This is a genomic window from Ruegeria sp. HKCCD6604, assembly GCF_013110635.1.
Lineage (GTDB): Bacteria > Pseudomonadota > Alphaproteobacteria > Rhodobacterales > Rhodobacteraceae > Ruegeria.
In genome coordinates this window covers 28634-45852 of record NZ_WVQW01000007.1, presented here as the reverse complement: position 1 = coordinate 45852, position 17219 = coordinate 28634, and the positions used below count along the sequence as shown (strand labels likewise).

Annotated in this window: 18 protein-coding genes; 10 read left to right on the top strand and 8 right to left on the bottom strand. The window is 59.0% G+C overall.

From position 1 onward, the window contains the following. Window positions 1-15 precede the first annotated feature (15 nt). From GS614_RS15965 to GS614_RS15955, 3 genes are all read left to right on the top strand, one after another. Window positions 16-1674, top strand: coding sequence for an NAD+ synthase (locus GS614_RS15965; RefSeq protein WP_171726781.1), 1659 nt, complete (start codon window positions 16-18; stop codon window positions 1672-1674). A 158-nt stretch (window positions 1675-1832) separates the two neighbouring features. Next, the gene (locus GS614_RS15960) at window positions 1833-2210 is read left to right on the top strand and encodes a hypothetical protein (RefSeq protein WP_253285404.1); all 378 of its coding nucleotides are present in this window, start codon (window positions 1833-1835) and stop codon (window positions 2208-2210) included. 136 nt (window positions 2211-2346) lie between these two features. Then, window positions 2347-3678, top strand: a complete 1332-nt coding sequence (locus tag GS614_RS15955; protein ID WP_171726780.1) for an FAD-binding oxidoreductase — start codon at window positions 2347-2349, stop codon at window positions 3676-3678. Between the two features lie 4 nt (window positions 3679-3682). Here the strand turns inward: GS614_RS15955 and GS614_RS15950 are convergent, their stop codons facing one another. Continuing rightward, a complete protein-coding gene (locus GS614_RS15950) occupies window positions 3683-4615 on the bottom strand; it encodes an MBL fold metallo-hydrolase (protein WP_171726779.1) in 933 nt (310 codons plus the stop codon). A 122-nt stretch (window positions 4616-4737) separates the two neighbouring features. Between GS614_RS15950 and GS614_RS15945 the strand changes: the two genes are divergently transcribed. Beyond that, on the top strand, window positions 4738-5172 hold the full coding sequence (locus tag GS614_RS15945; protein ID WP_171726778.1) for a DUF1801 domain-containing protein: 435 nt from the start codon (window positions 4738-4740) through the stop codon (window positions 5170-5172). Window positions 5173-5247: 75 nt separating this feature from the next. Next, entirely contained in the window at window positions 5248-6573 is a 1326-nt protein-coding gene (gltX, locus tag GS614_RS15940) for a glutamate--tRNA ligase (RefSeq protein WP_171726777.1), read from the top strand. 52 nt (window positions 6574-6625) lie between these two features. Here the strand turns inward: gltX and GS614_RS15935 are convergent, their stop codons facing one another. After that, on the bottom strand, window positions 6626-7195 hold the full coding sequence (locus GS614_RS15935) for a gamma-glutamylcyclotransferase family protein (RefSeq protein ID WP_171726776.1): 570 nt from the start codon (window positions 7193-7195) through the stop codon (window positions 6626-6628). A 93-nt stretch (window positions 7196-7288) separates the two neighbouring features. Between GS614_RS15935 and GS614_RS15930 the strand changes: the two genes are divergently transcribed. Beyond that, window positions 7289-7735: an Rrf2 family transcriptional regulator gene (locus GS614_RS15930; RefSeq protein WP_170346430.1), complete on the top strand. Its 447-nt coding sequence runs from the start codon at window positions 7289-7291 to the stop codon at window positions 7733-7735. Window positions 7736-7737: 2 nt separating this feature from the next. On the opposite strand, the gene GS614_RS15925 is transcribed toward GS614_RS15930, so the two are convergent. Together GS614_RS15925 and GS614_RS15920 are read right to left on the bottom strand one after the other, a co-directional pair. After that, the gene (locus GS614_RS15925; RefSeq protein WP_171726775.1) at window positions 7738-10266 is read right to left on the bottom strand and encodes an ABC transporter permease; all 2529 of its coding nucleotides are present in this window, start codon (window positions 10264-10266) and stop codon (window positions 7738-7740) included. Further along, window positions 10263-10958, bottom strand: a complete 696-nt coding sequence (locus GS614_RS15920) for an ABC transporter ATP-binding protein (protein ID WP_171726774.1) — start codon at window positions 10956-10958, stop codon at window positions 10263-10265. Before GS614_RS15920 ends, GS614_RS15925 begins: the two co-directional genes overlap by 4 nt. Before the next feature lie 66 nt (window positions 10959-11024). Between GS614_RS15920 and GS614_RS15915 the strand changes: the two genes are divergently transcribed. Next, window positions 11025-11651 carry an arylesterase gene (locus GS614_RS15915; RefSeq protein WP_171233063.1) on the top strand — a complete coding sequence of 209 codons (627 nt, stop codon included), beginning with the start codon at window positions 11025-11027 and terminating at the stop codon, window positions 11649-11651. 18 nt (window positions 11652-11669) lie between these two features. Here the strand turns inward: GS614_RS15915 and GS614_RS15910 are convergent, their stop codons facing one another. The 4 genes from GS614_RS15910 to GS614_RS15895 all read right to left on the bottom strand — a co-directional run bounded on the left by GS614_RS15910 (window position 11670) and on the right by GS614_RS15895 (window position 14243). Further along, window positions 11670-12224 (bottom strand): L,D-transpeptidase, encoded by a 555-nt coding sequence (locus tag GS614_RS15910; protein WP_171726773.1) that lies wholly within the window; start codon window positions 12222-12224, stop codon window positions 11670-11672. A gap of 163 nt (window positions 12225-12387) precedes the next feature. Continuing rightward, a complete protein-coding gene (locus GS614_RS15905; protein WP_152456904.1) occupies window positions 12388-12594 on the bottom strand; it encodes a cold-shock protein in 207 nt (68 codons plus the stop codon). Between the two features lie 123 nt (window positions 12595-12717). Continuing rightward, window positions 12718-12909 (bottom strand): hypothetical protein, encoded by a 192-nt coding sequence (locus GS614_RS15900; RefSeq protein WP_171206002.1) that lies wholly within the window; start codon window positions 12907-12909, stop codon window positions 12718-12720. A gap of 299 nt (window positions 12910-13208) precedes the next feature. Beyond that, window positions 13209-14243, bottom strand: a complete 1035-nt coding sequence (locus GS614_RS15895) for a fatty acid desaturase (RefSeq protein ID WP_171726772.1) — start codon at window positions 14241-14243, stop codon at window positions 13209-13211. A 309-nt stretch (window positions 14244-14552) separates the two neighbouring features. Between GS614_RS15895 and rplO the strand changes: the two genes are divergently transcribed. The 3 genes from rplO to GS614_RS15880 all read left to right on the top strand — a co-directional run bounded on the left by rplO (window position 14553) and on the right by GS614_RS15880 (window position 17141). Continuing rightward, entirely contained in the window at window positions 14553-15026 is a 474-nt protein-coding gene (gene rplO, locus GS614_RS15890; RefSeq protein WP_152456906.1) for a 50S ribosomal protein L15, read from the top strand. A gap of 109 nt (window positions 15027-15135) precedes the next feature. Further along, entirely contained in the window at window positions 15136-16500 is a 1365-nt protein-coding gene (gene secY / locus GS614_RS15885) for a preprotein translocase subunit SecY (RefSeq protein ID WP_152456907.1), read from the top strand. After that, on the top strand, window positions 16497-17141 hold the full coding sequence (locus GS614_RS15880) for an adenylate kinase (RefSeq protein ID WP_152456908.1): 645 nt from the start codon (window positions 16497-16499) through the stop codon (window positions 17139-17141). Before secY ends, GS614_RS15880 begins: the two co-directional genes overlap by 4 nt. The last annotated feature ends 78 nt before the right edge of the window (window positions 17142-17219 follow it).

Below are 17219 nucleotides of genomic sequence, written 5' to 3'. Positions count from 1 at the left end.
AGGCAAGAGGGCAGCATGGCCGACCGTTTCCGCATCACTCTGGCGCAACTGAACCCGACCGTAGGGGATATCGACGGCAATGCGGCCAAGGTCGTTGCCGCGTGGGAACAGGGCAAGGCGGCGGGGGCCGATCTGGTGGCGTTCCCCGAGATGTTCATAACCGGATACAACACGCAGGATCTGGTGCTGAAGCCGGTATTTCATCGCGCGGCCATGGATGCGGTCGAGACTCTGGCCGCGAAATGCGCCGATGGGCCCGCGATTGCCTTGGGTGGTCCGTGGGTCGATGATGGCAAGTTGCACAATGCCTATCTGATCCTGAAGGGGGGGCGGATCACCAGCAAGGTTCTGAAGCACCACCTGCCGAATGAGACTGTTTTCGACGAAGTGCGCCTGTATGATGCGGGTCTTCTGGGCGGTCCGTATTCGGTTGGCAACTTCCGGATCGGCAGCCCCATCTGCGAGGATGGCTGGCACCCGGATGTGGCGGAAACGCTTGAGGAAACCGGGGCCGAGTTTCTGCTGATCCCCAATGGGTCGCCCTATTTCCGGAACAAATACGATGTACGTCTGAACCATATGGTCGCGCGTGTGGTCGAAACGGGCCTGCCGCTGATCTACCTGAACATGGTCGGCGGGCAGGACGATCAGGTCTTTGACGGCGCCAGCTTCGGTCTCAACCCGGGCGGAGAGTTGGCCTTCCGGATGCCGGTATTCGACGAAGTGGTTTCTCAGGTGGATCTTGAGCGCGGCGATGATGGCTGGCGCATTGTGCCGGCAGAAATCGTGCCCCAGCCGGATGTGTGGGAGCAGGATTATCGCGCGATGGTGCAGTCCCTGCGGGACTATTTTGGCAAGACCGGTTTCAAAAAGGCAGTTCTGGGACTGTCCGGAGGGATCGACTCCGCGTTGGTGGCGACCATCGCGGTGGATGCCATCGGGGCCGACAATGTTCGCTGTGTGATGTTGCCGTCGGAATATACCAGCCAAGCGTCATTGGACGATGCCGAGGCCGTCGCCAAGGCGCTGGGTGTGCACTATGACTATGTGCCGATTTCGGAAAGCCGGGCTGCTGTCACCAACACGCTTGCTCCGCTATTTGCGGGGTTGGACGAAGGCTTGACCGAGGAGAACATTCAGTCGCGCCTGCGCGGGCTTTTGCTGATGGCGATCTCGAACAAATTCGGCGAAATGCTGTTGACCACCGGCAACAAGTCCGAGGTCGCGGTGGGCTATGCCACGATCTATGGCGACATGAATGGCGGCTACAACCCGATCAAGGATCTGTACAAGACCCGCGTGTTCGAAACCTGCCGCTGGCGCAACGCCAATCATCGAGACTGGATGATGGGGCCTGACGGAGAGGTCATTCGCCCGTCCGTCATTGACAAACCCCCCAGCGCCGAACTGCGCGAAGATCAGAAAGACAGTGACAGTCTGCCGGACTATCCCGTGCTGGACGCGATACTTGACATTCTGGTCGATCAGGATGGCTCCATCGCGGATTGCGTCGCCGCCGGATTTGACGAGGCGGACGCGCGAAAGGTCGAGCACCTGATCTATATCAGCGAGTACAAACGGTTCCAGTCCGCTCCGGGCACGCGCTTGAGTAAGCGGGCATTCTGGCTGGACCGGCGGTACCCGATCGTAAATCGCTGGCGTGATCGTCGCTGAAATCGAAGCCAAACTCGTCAGATCGGAAACAGTGAAGTTTCCGTGTTGTGCATTGTTCCTTGATCGAGGGGCAAAGCCCGTGCAACCGGGCTAAAAAGGCCATCCCTGGCTTGCTTGGGTGACATTTTTCTGACACATTTTTGCTTGGAAGTTGCCCAATGTGGGGCGGATGCGACGCATTGTCGTTGATGGCGAAGGCCGAATGTGGCGGACGCAGCGTATCCGGGGTTGGATGTCTGAGTGAATGGTTTGGTGTTAAAATGTACGAGGATTATGAAAGATCGCTTCATGCGCCTTTGAAATGGCGCACAATGGAATCTCCGCCGCAAGAATTGGATGAAGAAAAGCTGGATGCAGCAATTGCCGATCTGTTGAATGAGCAGCGGCAGTCGGAAGATCAGAAAGCGGCCATGTTGCGGCCAGAGTTTCCGCAATTGCTTCCTCAGGAAGACGTATCCGCGCAAGCGACGCTGAAGGAAAACCGGTTGTCCGCGATCTTGCGCCAGAAATGGGCGGAACTGTCCGGCGCAGCGTAACCTTCGGCCCGCGCTTTTAACCTCAGGCGTCTGGGTCACAGATGCCGAAAATCTTATGTTGCGGTGGCAGTTTGTATTGCCCATGCTTTGTCTTTTGGTCTCCATAGCGGTCCAAGCGACAGAGTAAGGCCTATTGATGACCGCGCCCAAACCGACTCCTGTAGAACCTGATCTTGCCCTGCCCAAAACCGTTGATGTCGTGGTCATCGGCGGCGGAATCATCGGCGTTTCAACCGCGTTGGAACTGGCGGAGCGGGGCGCTTCGGTTCTTGTGTGCGAAAAAGGGCAGATTGCAGCCGAACAAAGTTCACGCAATTGGGGTTGGGTCCGTCTTGGGATGCGGGACCCAAGAGAGATACCCCTGATGCAGGAATCGTTGCGCATCTGGCAGACGCTCGATGACCGGCTGGACCGCAAGACAGGTTACACCCGATCCGGTATCCTTTTTGGCGCATCCGGCAGGCGGGATACCGGCAACATGGAACGTTGGCTGCACCATGTCGAAGGATTGCGGACCGGCGCGCGGATGGTTTCTGGCGGTGAGTTGGCAGACCTTTTGCACGGCAACCAATCGGGCTTTGAAACCGCTTTGTACATGCCGCAGGACGGTCGTGCCGAACCTCAATGGACAGCCCCCGCTATCGCCGAAGCCGCGCGGGCTCGGGGCGCAGTGATCATGACGAATTGCGCCGTGCGCAGTGTGGACGTTCAGGCTGGACGTGTCGCCGGTGTTTTCACCGAGCGCGGCAAAGTTGCCAGCGGCCGCGTCGTTCTGGCCGGGGGTGCGTGGTCGCGCCTGTTTGCAGGCAATGCGGGGATCGAACTGCCGCAGCTGAAGGTTCTGAATACGGTCCTGCGCACATCCCCCATCGCAGAGGGGCCCGAGACGTCGTTGTGGTCGGATGACTTTGCGATCCGAAAACGGGCCGATGGCGGTTACACAATTGCGTCTGGTCACGAAAATACTGTGGACATTGTGCCGGACAGCTTTCGATTGGCGATGCAGTTTCTGCCGGCATTTGTGCAAGAGTGGAAATCTCTGCGCTTTCGCCTGTCCAAACGCTGGACGATCGAAGCACAACAGGACCGGAGATGGCTGCCAACCGATGTGACGCCGTTCGAAAAGTGCCGGATTCTGGACCCTGAGCCGTCTCAAAAAACGTTGCGACGCGCCTGGGCCAGTGCATGCAAGGGATATCCCGCTGTGCAAACGGGCGAGATCGTACAAAGCTGGGCAGGTATGATCGATGTGACGCCGGATGCCATTCCCGTAATCTCGGGCGTGGATGATCTGCCGGGAATGTACATTGCCACGGGGTTTTCAGGCCATGGCTTTGGAATCGGCCCCGGGGCGGGGCGGCTGATGACTGATCTGGTTACCGAAACAACGCCTTGCGTGGACCCGGCCGCCTTTCGCTTGTCGCGGTTCAGTGACGGTTCAAAAGTGCGGCCGGATCCGGGGTACTGAACGCTCAGCCCATCATCTGGTAGCTGACCGGGACAAAGCGAAAGCCTTCTCCACGGGTCTCAACATAGCCTGCACCGGGGAAGGGCACGTGATAGCCGACCATTGGCACCTTGTCGGCAGCCAGCATGCCAAGAACATCGCGGCGTGCGGCAGTCGCTGCGGCCTTGTCCATGTCAAACCGGACTTCCCATTCGGGATGGGCGAAAGACCAGACATAGTGGTTGGCCAGATCCGCCGTCAGCACCAGACGTTGCCCGTTGCTTTCCAGATGGTAGACCGTGTGGCCCGGTGTGTGGCCATAAGCGGCCACTGCGGTAATGCCCGAGGCAACCTCGCCCCCGTCTTCGACAAAGGTCATTTTCTCGGCCAGCGGTGTGACTTTTTCAGCGACCAGATCGCCCACGCGATTGCCTGCGTCCTGCGCAGCCCAGAAATCATATTCCGGAGAAGCCGTCACGTAGCGCGCATTCGCAAAGGTCGGCGCGCCTTCGGTGGTCATGCCACCGATATGGTCAGGGTGCATATGCGTTATCACGACCACATCGATCTGATCCGGGGTCACGCCCGCATCTGCCAGCGCGGCCTGTATGCCACCTTGCCCCAGACCGGTATCAAACAGAACCAGCTCTGATCCCGTGTTGACCAGTGAGGGGGTAAAGAAAAACTGTGCGACGTCTGCCGGAATGAAGTTTTCAGCCGAAACCTTGGCAAATTCTTCGTCCGTCGCTCCGCCCCCAAAAATCTCTTTGGCTCCGTCGCGTGGAAAGCTGCCATCCAGCAGGGTCGTGACCGTGAAATCGCCAATATGAAATGACCTTGCGATGGTCGAGTTTGCTTTGGTTTCCGGGCTGGCGGCCAGAACCGGTGCGGCCGCAGCAGCAAACGGCAAGGCGGCGGCACTTCCCAAAGCGGCGCGGCGTGTAAGTTTTATTGTCATCTTCGTTCTCCCTGTCAGGACATCATTGTTATTGTTGCAGTTAGGGCGTCGAGAGTCTCTTGCCAGTTTATACGCCATTCAGATGGGGTGCATGGATGAATAATACGTGTTAATTTTTGTTCATGGCGCGATCAGACAACAAGACAGTTCCGACAGATCAAAGCGTCGAGAATTTCCTGAGAACGGTTCAACCGGCGCGCCGTGCTGAAGACGCGCACCAGCTTGACAAATTGTTTCGCGCCACCACCGGGTTTAGCCCGGTCATGTGGGGCCCGTCGATCGTCGGGTATGGCCGCTACCACTATCGCTACAAATCGGGTCGTGAAGGGGACTTTCTGGCAACCGGTTTTTCGCCGCGCAAATCAGCTTTGGTGATTTACATCATGCCGGGTTACGCAGATTTTGCGGAACTCATGGCCAGATTGGGAAAGCACAAGTTGGGCAAGTCCTGTCTTTACGTCAACAAACTGGCGGATATCGACACGGGCGTTTTGCGCGAACTCATTCGCGCCGGACTGGACGACCTCGACAGGGTGTGGCCGGTGAAACCTTTCTGAATCACCTGATGGATCAAGCGGCGGCTGGACAAAAACGCCCCCATGTGACAAGAGCCGCGCCAACAGGAGACACCCATGACAACCACCCGTTTCGCCCCGTCGCCCACCGGTTACATCCATGTGGGCAACCTGCGCACCGCCCTGATGAACTATCTGATTGCCCGCAAGGCAGGCGGTACGTTCATCCTGCGCATCGATGATACCGACCCCGAGCGGTCGAAAGAAGAATATGTCGATGCCATCAAGCAGGACCTGGAATGGCTGGGTTTGCATTGGGACCGGGTCGAGCGTCAGTCGGACCGTCTGGACCGCTATGCCGAAGCGGCCGACAAGCTGCGCGCGATGGGTCGTTTGTACGAAGCGTTCGAAACGCCGACCGAGCTGGATCTGAAACGCAAGAAGCAACTGAACATGGGCAAGCCGCCGGTCTATGACCGCGCTGCGCTGAACCTGTCGGAGGCCGAAAAAGAAGCCTTGCGCGCCGAACGTGGCAACGGCGTCTGGCGCTTCAAGCTGGATCATGAACGTATCGAATGGAATGACGGCATTCTTGGCGACATCTCGATTGATGCGGCTTCGGTTTCCGATCCGGTTCTGATCCGTGGCGATGGTCAGGTTCTCTATACGATTGCGTCGGTTGTGGATGATACTGAAATGGGCGTGACGGATGTTGTACGGGGTTCGGACCATGTGACCAACACGGCGACGCAGATCCAGATCATCGAGGCGCTGGGCGGGCGTTGTCCACGCTTTGCCCACCATTCTCTGCTGACTGGTCCGCAGGGCGAGGCATTGTCGAAACGGCTAGGCACGCTGGCCTTGCGCGATCTTCGCGAACAGGGTGTGCAACCGATGGCATTGCTGAGCCTTATGGCGCGTCTGGGCTCGTCTGATCCGGTTGAGCTGCGCTCGGAAATGGCCGAGCTGATCGAAGGGTTCGATGTAAACCGGTTTGGCGCCGCGCCGACCAAGTTCGATGTAAAGGACCTGTTCCCGCTGACCGCCAGGCATTTGCAATCGCTGCCGCTGTCCGAGGTGGCCAGTGCCGTTGCGGATGCCGGTGTTCCCGATGAATTGGCAGAACCTTTCTGGGCCATGGCCCGCGAAAACATCACCACCCTGGCCGATCTCAAGGGCTGGTGGGAGCTGTGCCGTGACGGGGCCGATCCCCTGATCGCCGATGAAGATCGGGAATTTATTGCCCAGGCGATGGCGTTGCTGCCCGAAGGACCGTTCGATGGTGACACGTGGGGCACCTGGACTAAAGCCGTGAAAGAGGCAACCGGTCGCAAGGGCAAAGGCCTGTTCATGCCACTGCGCAAAGCGTTGACCGGCATGGAGCGCGGCCCGGAAATGGCTGCGCTGATGCCGTTGCTACAGGTGATCCGCGCGCGCGGCTAACCTGGTGGCACACCAATTTTCTGGGCCACGTCATCGGCGTGGCCCTTTTTTGTTACGCCGGCTGTACGAACCGCACCGATAAACTTGTCAGGCGGTCATCGACAAAATCACGTTCGACAGGTTTGAGTTGCTGATGGCGTGGATAACGCGGTTCGGCGCGATCATTCACGATCGGGGCGTCCCAGCCTGTTGTCGTCTCAAAGAATCGATCCGCGCCGTCTTCGCCGAATGCCCGCAAGTAACCCTGCACGACAACATCGATATAGCTGAGCAGCAACGGGTGGTGATTGCTGGGCTGGTTGTGCCGATCCTGCGGGACGGCGTAGACAGCTATTTCGACGTCGTGCGTCAGGGGATGTGAAACCGACTGCGTTGCGGGAATTCGGTCATACGCCCATTCCCGTTCATCCAGCGCGGCCCAGTCATTATTGGGAACATGCGCAATCATGCCTTCGATCTCCGACTTCGGGTCGGGCACGGCAGTCAGAAACGCCACGGGTCGCAGATCGGTATGCCGCCAGGCCCGCCGCCAACCCTTCAGTCGCGCGGGGCGCGGATCGGGGAAATCATGCGTCGCGAGGTTCACGAGGCTGCCATAGCCAAAGAAATAGGGGTCGGCCATCCAAGAAGTGTCCTTTGGGTCGATTGATGTATGTCAAACCGCTTTTTTCCCGGACATGCAATAAGGTTGCATCTTGTATTTAGGGAGGCCCTCATGCGGATTACCAAAAGGACGAATATCGCTGTGCGCCTGTTGATGTATTGCGCAGCTCACCCGGACAGGCTGGTCACGAAATCCGAAATCGCCGAAGTGTGCAACATTTCGGAAAACCATCTGGCGCAGGTGATCAATCAGCTGAGCCAGCTGAACTATCTGAGCACGCAGCGCGGTCGAAACGGTGGCATGTCGCTGGCGCGCCCCGCGGATCAGATCCGCATCGGTGCGGTGTTCCGGCATGTTGAAGGGGCTTTGCCCATTGCCGAGTGTTTCGCCGACGCTGACAACACGTGCCCTCTTACGGATGCCTGCCGGCTGAGGCTTGCGCTTCAGGACGCGGCAGAGGTGTTCTATGCATCCCTGGACGATGTTACCCTGGATGCGCTGGTATGTGACAATGATCCGCTGCTGAGGCTCTTGCAGCCCGTGGCCTGCGTGCGCTGATTTCAATCGCTCGCTCGCAATATGCGCGCCGGACGCACCGAAAGTGGACGCAGGGCAAATGCCAGCCCAGCACATAATGTGACGCCTATCCCGGCCAGTACGATGCCGAAGGCCGATGACCAGATGACCGTGAACTCTGTGTCGAAGATGTAGGTGGCAACAGCCCAGCCGCCCAGAATGCCAACGAACAGCGCGACGCATCCCGCGGCGGCCCCAAGCAGAACAGATCGCAGGCCAAAGCTGCGCAGGATACTGCCACGATCTGCACCCAATGTCCTGAGGATCGCTGCTTCGTATCTGCGGGCAGGTTCGCCCGCCGCCGCTGCGCCGATCAGAACCAAAAATCCGGTCAGCAGCGATACTCCTGCACCGTACGAGGTCGCTGCGGCGATGCCTGCCAGCAGGCCCGAGACGCGATCAATGGCGTCGCGCACCCGGATGGCCGTGATATTGGGGAACTGGCCCGCAAGATCCCGCAGGATGGCCGCCTCGGCCTGTTCTTCGGCGTAGACCGTCGCGATAAAGCTGTGCGGCGCACCGGCCAGCGCAGAGGGGTTCATCGACATGACAAAGCCCATTCCCGCGGTAGAGAAATCCACCTCGCGCAGGGACGTCAGCTCTGCCGTGATGTCACGCCCCAGGATATTGACGGTCAGTTGGTCGCCCAGGTTCAGGCCCATCTCTTCGGCTTCTTCTGCGGCAAAGCTGACCTGCGGCGCACCTGCGTAATCTTCGGCCCACCATTCCCCTGCGGTCAGGCGTGCGTTCGGCGGCGGTTGAACCGAATAGGTCACGCCGCGATCCCCTTCCAGCACCCAGTGATATCCGGCCACGTCCTGAGCGGGCTGGCCGTTGATCTGCGTGATGATCCCGCGCAACATCGGCGCGCTTTCAATGCGGCTGACCGCGGGGTCGCTTTGCAGGCGTTCGGTGAAACCGGGCATTTGATCTTTCTGGATATCCACAAAGAAGTACGACGGCGCGACATCCGGCAGGTTGCCCGAAATGGCGTTGCGCAGGGTTCCGTCGATCTGCCCGACCGCAGCCAGCACCGACAGGCCCAGCCCCAGTGACAGAACCACAGATCCTGCTCCTTCGCGTGGGTCCGAGATGGCCGACAACGCCCATCTGACTGTGGGTCGCCCGCGGGCCAACGAAGTCCCAGCCCGGGCCAGTTTGCGAATGGCATAAGCGGCGAGGGTCAACAGCGCCAGTGCACCGACAAGCCCGCCGCCGGTCCAGACAGTAAGCCGCGTCGAGCCGCTGAACCATGATGCCAGGGCGATCAGCAACAACAGCCCGGCACCGGTTGCCACGACGTAAATCAGACGTGGAAAGGGGCGGGCCGAGCTCAGCGCGTCGCGAAACAACGTCGCGGCGCGCACATCTTCGGTGCGGGCCAATGGCCAAAGGGTGAACAGGAACGCTGTGAGCAGACCGTATATTGCTGCCTCGATCAGCGGCTGTGGATAAAGGGAAAACACTGCTGGAACCGGCAATTGGCTTTCCAGCAGCGGGGCCAGAACAAGCGGCGCCAATCCACCCAGCGTCAGGCCGATCGCGATCCCCAAGACGGACAGAACGCCAATTTGAATCATGTAGGTTTGAAAAATGGTGGCGCGATCGGCCCCCAAGGTACGCAGAGTCGCAACCGTTTCTGTCTTCTGCGCCAGATAAGCACGCACGGCGGCAGAAACGCCGATGCCTCCGACGGCAAGCCCGGACAGCCCGACAAGGACAAGAAATGCACTCAGGCGATTGACGAACTCGGATATCCCGGGGGCACCGTTGCGTGCATCCGTCCAGCGCATTCCAGTGCCTTCGAATGCCGCGTCAGCCCTTGCGGATACATCCGAAAGATCTGCGTTCCGGGGCAGGATCATCCTGTACTTTGTTGAAAACAGTGTTCCGGGTTCCAGCAGACCGGACGCCTGCAATGCCTCGGTTCGCACCAGAGTGCGCGGCCCAAGGCCAAACCCATCCGCCGCGCTGTCGGGCTCGTCCAGCAAGGCAGCCGTCAGGATGAGCTCTTGCGTCCCAAGTGAAAACCGATCACCGACGGACAACCCAAGCCGGTCCATCAGCACAGGTTCCATCACGGCCCCAGGCAAGCCGAAACTGCCGTTCAGGGCGTCTTCCAGCGGGATCTGGGGTTCCAGCCGTACCGAGCCGACAAGTGGGTACGCGTTGTCGACCGACTTGACCTGAGTCAGCGCTCGTTCCGGACCTGTCGCGCCGGGCACAACGGCCATCGAGCGGAAATCGACAACCTCGGACATCTGGACGGATGTCTGTTGCATCCAGGCGCGCTCTGCCTCATCGGCAAAACGATAGGTGAATTCAAGTTCGGCATCGCCCCCCAGCAGCGAGGCCCCTTCTTGCGCAAGCCCAGCCTGTATGGCCTGCCGCACCGACCCGACGGCCGCGATGGCTGCGACCCCCAACGCCAAACAGGCCAGAAAGATCCGAAAACCGCTCAGGCCTCCGCGTAGCTCGCGGCGGGCGAGCCGCCCGGCCATCCGCAGGCTCATTCCGCGGCCTCCTGCCGGGTCTCTTCGGCGATCCTGCCGTCACGCAACCGAACGACCCGATCACATCTTTCGGCCAATGAATGGCTGTGTGTCACCAGAACTAGGGTTGCATCATATTTCCGGCGCAGACCAAACAGTAAATCAACAATTGCGGCCCCGTTGGTTTCGTCCAGGTTCCCGGTCGGTTCATCAGCCAACAGGATTTGGGGACGTGGTGCAGATGCTCGCGCCAAGGCAACACGTTGTTGTTCTCCGCCCGACAGTTGCGCCGGGTAATGATCGCGACGGTGCGACAGGCCAACGGCGTCCAGCTCTTGCTCGGCCCGGTCGAACGCATCCTTGTGCCCTGCCAGTTCCAGTGGGGTTGCCACGTTTTCAAGCGCGGTCATTGTCGGGATCAGATGGAAGTTCTGAAACACCACCCCCATACTGTCGCGCCGAAACCGGGCCAGAGCGTCCTCATCCATGTCGGTCAGGTCCTGACCCAGCGCCATGATTTGACCGTGCGTCGCCTGTTCCAACCCCGCCATCAACATCAGCAGCGAAGACTTGCCCGAGCCAGAAGGCCCGATTAGCCCCAGCGTCTCGCCCTTGTTCACAGTCAACGTAATGTCATGCAGAATATCGACCCGCCCGGCATTGCCATCCAGGGACAAAGCGGCATTTTGGAGGGCGAGAACAGCAGTCGTCATGGGTCTACCCGAAAAAGGAGCGGTCTTTTGGGATATGGAGCGATCACCACGTTGCGCAAGGCTTTGATGGCAGGCCTTTTCACGTGGTGCGGTTTTGCGGTCACAGCCGAACAAGTGGTGATTGCGGCTTTGGGGGACTCGCTGACTCAGGGCTATGGGCTGGTGGAGGAAAGCGGGTTTGTTCCGCAGCTTGAACGCTGGTTGCAGACGCAGGGCGCGGATGTCCGCATCATCAACGCAGGTGTTTCGGGTGACACGACGGCGGGCGGGGCCGCACGTGTGGACTGGACCCTGACACCGGATGTGGATGGCATGATCGTTGCCCTTGGCGGCAACGACCTGCTGCGGGGGATCGACCCTGCCGTATCAAAGGCCAACCTGCGCAGGATCCTTGACGTGGCGCGGGGCGTGAATGTACCGGTTCTGCTGATCGGTATGCAGGCGCCGGGTAACTACGGGGCCGATTACAAGCAAGCTTTCGACGGAATGTACCCAGACTTGGCGAAGGAGTTCGACGTCCTCTTCGCCGCCAGTTTCTTCGAAGGGCTTGCGGCCGAGGGCGACCCCGGTGCGGTATCGCAGTTCATGCAGCCGGACGGAATTCATCCAAACGCGGATGGGGTGGCAAAGATCGTTGAATCACTGGGGCCGTCCGTTCTGAAGCTGGTTGATCAGGCGGGTCGAGCGGAATAGGCGCCCATCCATGGGCACCTAGACGACCGTGACAACTGTTCCGATCGGGACCCGGTTGTACAAATCGATCACATGCTCGTTCAGCATTCGTATGCACCCGTTGGACACCGCCCGGCCAATGGTCTGCGGCTGCGTCGTGCCGTGGATGCGGAAATAGGTATCGACACCGTTCTGGAACAGATACAGCGCGCGCGCGCCCAGCGGGTTATCTCCGCCGCCGGGTTGGACATAGTCGTTGTCCTTGAATTTGGAGTAAGCGACGGGATCACGTTCGATCATCTCATCGGTCGGGCGCCAGGTCGGCCATTCCTTTTTCACATCGATGGTGGCCGTGCCGGTAAACTCCAACCCCGCTTTTCCGACGCCGCATCCATAGCGGATCGCCTTGCGAGGTTCCGTGACGAAGTAAAGATAGAACGACCGGGGCGCGACCAGCAGCTGACCTGGTACAAACTGTTTCTTGATGCGCACGAATTGCGGTGTCGGATCATACTCGACCGCCTTTTTGGCGCGGGCGATGCCCGGCAACATGCTTGCTGCTGTTCCGGCCAGAAAAACACGGCGTGTAAACATCGAAACCCTCGTCGAATGACCAAAGAAACTGAAACCAATTTCATCATGATACGATATTTGGTCAATTCTAGGGCAGACATCACGTGGACGTGATGTGTCCTGCCTGCCACCCGAGGTGGTGGCGGGAAAGGGGCGAGGGGGATCCCCTCACCCGAAATCAAGCTCAGGCCAGCTGGATGCTGTCGGCGCTTTCGCGGCCGTCACGACCGGCGCGCAGCTCGTACGTGACTTTCTGGTTGTCGGCCAGACCGGTCAGGCCCGAACGTTCGACAGCCGAGATGTGTACGAATACATCTTTGCCGCCCTCTTCCGGTGCGATGAAGCCGAAGCCTTTGGTGGTGTTGAACCATTTTACGGTGCCTGCTGGCATATCCGTGTCTCCTGTTTGAGTGCTGCCCACGGAGTTGCGGCAGCCTGGCGTCGTCGGTCTGTATCGATAGACTGACTGCCGATGAAGGAGACAGTAGGTCGAATAGATAAACGTAAGCTCTTTTCATATGGCATCGGGGCGGGGGTGTGACAAGGGATTTTGTTGGGTTTGTGCATGGGTATGAGCGATTTCCGCCGTGCCCACATGCCCGGGGGCCGCGTATTCTTTCAAGGTGCCGCAGCCTTGCCCAGAATCGACGAACAGGTTGAACGGCTGCATTTGGTCATCACAGAAACCGTGCAGAGTGGTGTTCATGTCGGCAGATGGTCACGCGCCCTTTTCGCAGCAATGCAGGTCGCGATACGGTTGGCGCCAATCGCGATCGCTTTCCTGTTCAGGCGTGGGCGATCAAGCCAGTCACGATCGGGATGAAGGCACCTTAGTCGCGCCTGCGTTTGCACCGGCAGAATACCGGTTTGTGACGCGCGCATTCTTTGTCAAAATCGCGCCCGAGAAAGTCGTCGCGATGGATGGAGGCTGTCCCGCGCCACACGCCTGCCGTTGACGCAAGGCACGCGCTGCGATTCCAGAAACGAAAGCGCTAGGCATGCCTGTTACCCATAAAGTGCGCGGGCTTCGGCGAAGGACAACAGGCGACGGTTCTTCTCGTCCCACAGGTGAAGCCGAGCATTGGCGAGGCTTTCCCGGATGGTCATCCGGTTGCTGTTTGCCAGTTCTTCATGATCGCGCAGCACCTCGGTCAGGCGGTAGAACGGAATGCGGCTGTAGAGGTGGTGTACATGGTGGATGCCGATATTGGCGCTGAACCATTGCAACACTGAGGGCAGGATATAGTGCGAACTTCCGTGCAGCGCTGCTTCATGCAGTTGCCAGTCTGCATCGGCGTCCCAATGCGTGTTCTCGAACTGGTGTTGTACATAAAACAGCCAAACTCCGGCCGTTGCGGCAATCAGAGTCGACGGCAGAAAGATCAGCAACATCGGCATCAGCCCGCCAAAATAGTAGATGGCCACAAGGGCAATCAGAATGGCAAGATTGGTCGCCATCGCGCTGACCCAGAACCTGACGCTGTCTGTCAGGCCCAGCGGAAGGCGGTTTTGAAACAGAAACAGATAACCGGGGCCAAGCACGAACAGAGTGATCGGGTTCCGGTACACGCGGTACCAGAACCTGTTCAGTGGTGTTTTGGCGCGGTATTCCGCCACGGTCAGGGTGTGGACATCGCCCATCCCGCGCTTGTCCAGGTTGCCGGAACTGTTGTGATGCGTGGAATGCGTGCGGCGCCAGACATCATATGGTGTCAGTGTCAGAACTCCGATGCCGCGCCCGATCCAGTCGCTGACGGCCCGGTTTTTGAAGAATGCGCCGTGCCCGCAATCATGCTGGATGGCAAACAAGCGCAACAGAAAGGCCGCATTGAGGGCGGAAATCACAAAGGCCAGCCAATAGCTGACTGAAAGTGACATCCAGGACAATGCCCACAGTCCGATAAAGGGGATAATGCTTACACCCAGCTCAAAAGCGCTGCGCATTTGGTCCGGTTCGCGATATTTGGCAAGCGTTGTTACCCAGTCACGTGCGGCGGTGGTCTCCGGCTTGTCGCGGAGCGAGAGAGAGGGTTCAGTCATACGCCTGCCAGTCAAGTGTTTGCTGGCCACCGGATAGACGACCACCCCGACATAGCAAGCGGTTTTTGCAAAAGTTGCTGCATTTCACGGTCACTTTTCGGTCAAAGGCCGGCAGAGGTGCCCTTTGCGTAACACTGGGCTCAAGACCTCATGCCGGCATCCCGCGGCGCAAGGCAATCTACAGGCTTGTCAAGTGCGGTTATCGGGCCTATACGCCTGCGGTGGCTTTCCGCCACGAGAATCAAAACCAAGAAATGCCGTGTTTGGCCCATCACGCTTCGGGGTCATATCCGGCTTAGGAGAAGCGACATGAAACTGAACGAACTGCGCGACAATCCAGGCGCCAGCCCGAAACGCACCCGCGTTGGCCGTGGTCCGGGTTCCGGCAAAGGTAAAATGGGTGGCCGTGGTATCAAAGGCCAGAAATCCCGTTCGGGTGTGGCCATCAATGGCTACGAAGGCGGCCAGATGCCATTGTACCAGCGTTTGCCCAAGCGCGGCTTCAACAAGCCGAACCGCAAGGAATTCGCCGTTATCAATCTGGGTCTGATCCAGAAATTCGTCGACGCCGGCAAGCTGGACGCTTCGGCTGCGATCACCGAAGACGCTCTGGTTGCGTCCGGTCTGGTGCGCCGCAAGCTGGACGGTATCCGCGTTCTGGCCAAAGGCGAAATCAGCGCCAAGGTGAACCTGGAAGTGACCGGTGCTTCGAAATCTGCCGTCGAGGCAGTCGAGAAAGCGGGCGGTTCACTGAAGGTCACAAAAGCTGCTGCGGCAGAGTAATCGCTTGTGAGCGGGCAAAGACCCGCTTACATAGACCTCAGAGTTTTCCAAGACGCCGTCCGAGCCGGAAAACGGTTCCGGGCGGCGTTTGCATAAGAGAGACCGATTTATGGTATCAGCAGCAGAACAAATGGCAGCCAACACAAGCTGGGCTGCTTTGGGCAAGGCCACCGATCTGCGCAACCGCATCCTGTTCACGCTGGGTTTGCTGATCGTCTATCGTTTGGGCACCTTTATTCCGGTGCCGGGGATTGACGGAGCAGCTTTGCGCGAATTTATGGAACAGGCGGGGCAGGGCATCGGCGGCATGATTTCGATGTTCACCGGCGGGGCGCTGGGGCGGATGGGTATCTTTGCCCTCGGCATCATGCCTTACATCTCGGCCTCGATCATCGTTCAGCTTCTGACATCCATGGTTCCCGCGCTCGAACAGCTCAAGAAAGAGGGCGAGCAGGGGCGCAAGAAGATTAACCAGTATACCCGGTTCGGCACCGTGGCTCTGGCCACCGTTCAGGCTTATGGTCTGGCCGTTTCGCTGGAATCGGGCGATCTGGCGACTGATCCGGGGCTCTATTTCCGCATGTCGACCATGATAACGCTGGTTGGCGGTACCATGTTCCTGATGTGGCTGGGTGAGCAGATCACTGCACGCGGGATCGGCAACGGTATCTCTTTGATCATCTTCGTCGGCATCATTGCCGAGGTTCCGGCTGCTCTGGCGCAGTTCTTTGCAAGCGGCCGCAGCGGTGCAATCAGCCCCGCCGTGATCGTTGGCGTGATCGTCATGGTCATCGCGGTCATCACCTTTGTGGTGTTCATGGAGCGCGCCCTGCGCAAGATCCACATTCAGTACCCGCGTCGTCAGGCCGGTATGAAAGTCTACGAAGGTGGCTCAAGCCACCTGCCGGTCAAGGTCAACCCTGCGGGTGTCATTCCGGCGATCTTCGCCAGCTCGCTGCTGCTGCTGCCGGTCACGATCTCGACCTTCTCGTCCGGTGCTGCCAACGGGCCGGTCATGTCGTGGCTGCTGGCCAATTTCGGCCCCGGACAGCCGCTTTACCTTCTGTTCTTTGCCTCGATGATCGTGTTCTTCGCCTATTTCTATACGTTCAACGTGTCGTTCAAACCGGACGATGTGGCGGACAACCTGAAAAAGCAGAACGGTTTTGTGCCCGGCATCCGGCCCGGCAAGAAAACCGCCGAGTATCTGGAATACGTGGTCAACCGCGTGCTGGTTCTGGGTTCGGCCTATCTGGCGGCGGTCTGTCTGCTGCCCGAAATTCTGCGGGGTCAGTTTGCTATTCCGTTTTATTTCGGTGGCACCTCGGTTCTGATTATCGTCTCTGTGACTATGGATACGATCCAGCAGGTCCAGAGCCACCTGTTGGCGCATCAATATGAAGGGCTTATCGAAAAGTCCCAGCTGCGCGGCAAAGGCAAGAAACGTGGCAGAAAGGGAGCTGCTCGTCGATGAACATCATTCTTCTGGGCCCCCCGGGGGCAGGCAAGGGAACGCAGGCGCGTCACCTGGTAGAGACCCGCGGGATGGTGCAGCTCAGCACCGGGGATATGCTGCGCGAGGCCAAGACCAGCGGAACCGAAATGGGCCAGAAGGTTGCTGCGATCATGGACGCGGGCAAGCTGGTCACCGATGAGATCGTGATCGGCCTGATTGAAGAGAAACTGACCACCGAAAAGGGCGCTGGTTTCATCTTTGACGGCTTCCCCCGCACTTTGGCGCAGGCCGACGCGCTGTCGGCTCTGCTGACCAAGCTGGGCCAGTCCCTGCATACCGTGATCGAGATGCGCGTGGATGACGATGCTCTGGTGGAACGGATTACCGCACGGTCAACCTGCGGCGGATGCGGTGAGGTCTATAACGACAAGACCAAGCCGATCCCGGCTGACGGCAAATGTACCAATTGCGGCAAGGAAAATGACTTCGTTCGTCGCGCCGACGATAACGAAGACAGTCTGCGTACGCGGTTGATGGAATACTACAAGAAGACCTCTCCGCTGATTGGCTATTACTACGCCAAGGGCGATCTGCGCCCCGTGAACGGGCTGGCGGACATCAAGGAAGTCACAGCGTCGATCGAGGCCATTCTCGGCTGATTTCAATATGGGCTTGACGGCACCGCCAAAAGCCCATATCGACCCCCATCCCTAAAGGGAATCAAGACCGCGTGCGGG

Bases quoted from the DNA above. Each gene is read 5' to 3' on its own strand.
- GS614_RS15965 (WP_171726781.1), top strand. From the start codon at position 16: ATGGCCGACCGTTTCCGCATCACTCTGGCGCAACTGAACCCGACCGTA.
- GS614_RS15960 (WP_253285404.1), top strand. From the start codon at position 1,833: ATGTGGGGCGGATGCGACGCATTGTCGTTGATGGCGAAGGCCGAATGT.
- GS614_RS15955 (WP_171726780.1), top strand. From the start codon at position 2,347: ATGACCGCGCCCAAACCGACTCCTGTAGAACCTGATCTTGCCCTGCCC.
- GS614_RS15950 (WP_171726779.1), bottom strand. From the start codon at position 4,615: ATGACAATAAAACTTACACGCCGCGCCGCTTTGGGAAGTGCCGCCGCC.
- GS614_RS15945 (WP_171726778.1), top strand. From the start codon at position 4,738: ATGGCGCGATCAGACAACAAGACAGTTCCGACAGATCAAAGCGTCGAG.
- gltX (WP_171726777.1), top strand. From the start codon at position 5,248: ATGACAACCACCCGTTTCGCCCCGTCGCCCACCGGTTACATCCATGTG.
- GS614_RS15935 (WP_171726776.1), bottom strand. From the start codon at position 7,195: ATGGCCGACCCCTATTTCTTTGGCTATGGCAGCCTCGTGAACCTCGCG.
- GS614_RS15930 (WP_170346430.1), top strand. From the start codon at position 7,289: ATGCGGATTACCAAAAGGACGAATATCGCTGTGCGCCTGTTGATGTAT.
- GS614_RS15925 (WP_171726775.1), bottom strand. From the start codon at position 10,266: ATGAGCCTGCGGATGGCCGGGCGGCTCGCCCGCCGCGAGCTACGCGGA.
- GS614_RS15920 (WP_171726774.1), bottom strand. From the start codon at position 10,958: ATGACGACTGCTGTTCTCGCCCTCCAAAATGCCGCTTTGTCCCTGGAT.
- GS614_RS15915 (WP_171233063.1), top strand. From the start codon at position 11,025: ATGGCAGGCCTTTTCACGTGGTGCGGTTTTGCGGTCACAGCCGAACAA.
- GS614_RS15910 (WP_171726773.1), bottom strand. From the start codon at position 12,224: ATGTTTACACGCCGTGTTTTTCTGGCCGGAACAGCAGCAAGCATGTTG.
- GS614_RS15905 (WP_152456904.1), bottom strand. From the start codon at position 12,594: ATGCCAGCAGGCACCGTAAAATGGTTCAACACCACCAAAGGCTTCGGC.
- GS614_RS15900 (WP_171206002.1), bottom strand. From the start codon at position 12,909: ATGAACACCACTCTGCACGGTTTCTGTGATGACCAAATGCAGCCGTTC.
- GS614_RS15895 (WP_171726772.1), bottom strand. From the start codon at position 14,243: ATGACTGAACCCTCTCTCTCGCTCCGCGACAAGCCGGAGACCACCGCC.
- rplO (WP_152456906.1), top strand. From the start codon at position 14,553: ATGAAACTGAACGAACTGCGCGACAATCCAGGCGCCAGCCCGAAACGC.
- secY (WP_152456907.1), top strand. From the start codon at position 15,136: ATGGTATCAGCAGCAGAACAAATGGCAGCCAACACAAGCTGGGCTGCT.
- GS614_RS15880 (WP_152456908.1), top strand. From the start codon at position 16,497: ATGAACATCATTCTTCTGGGCCCCCCGGGGGCAGGCAAGGGAACGCAG.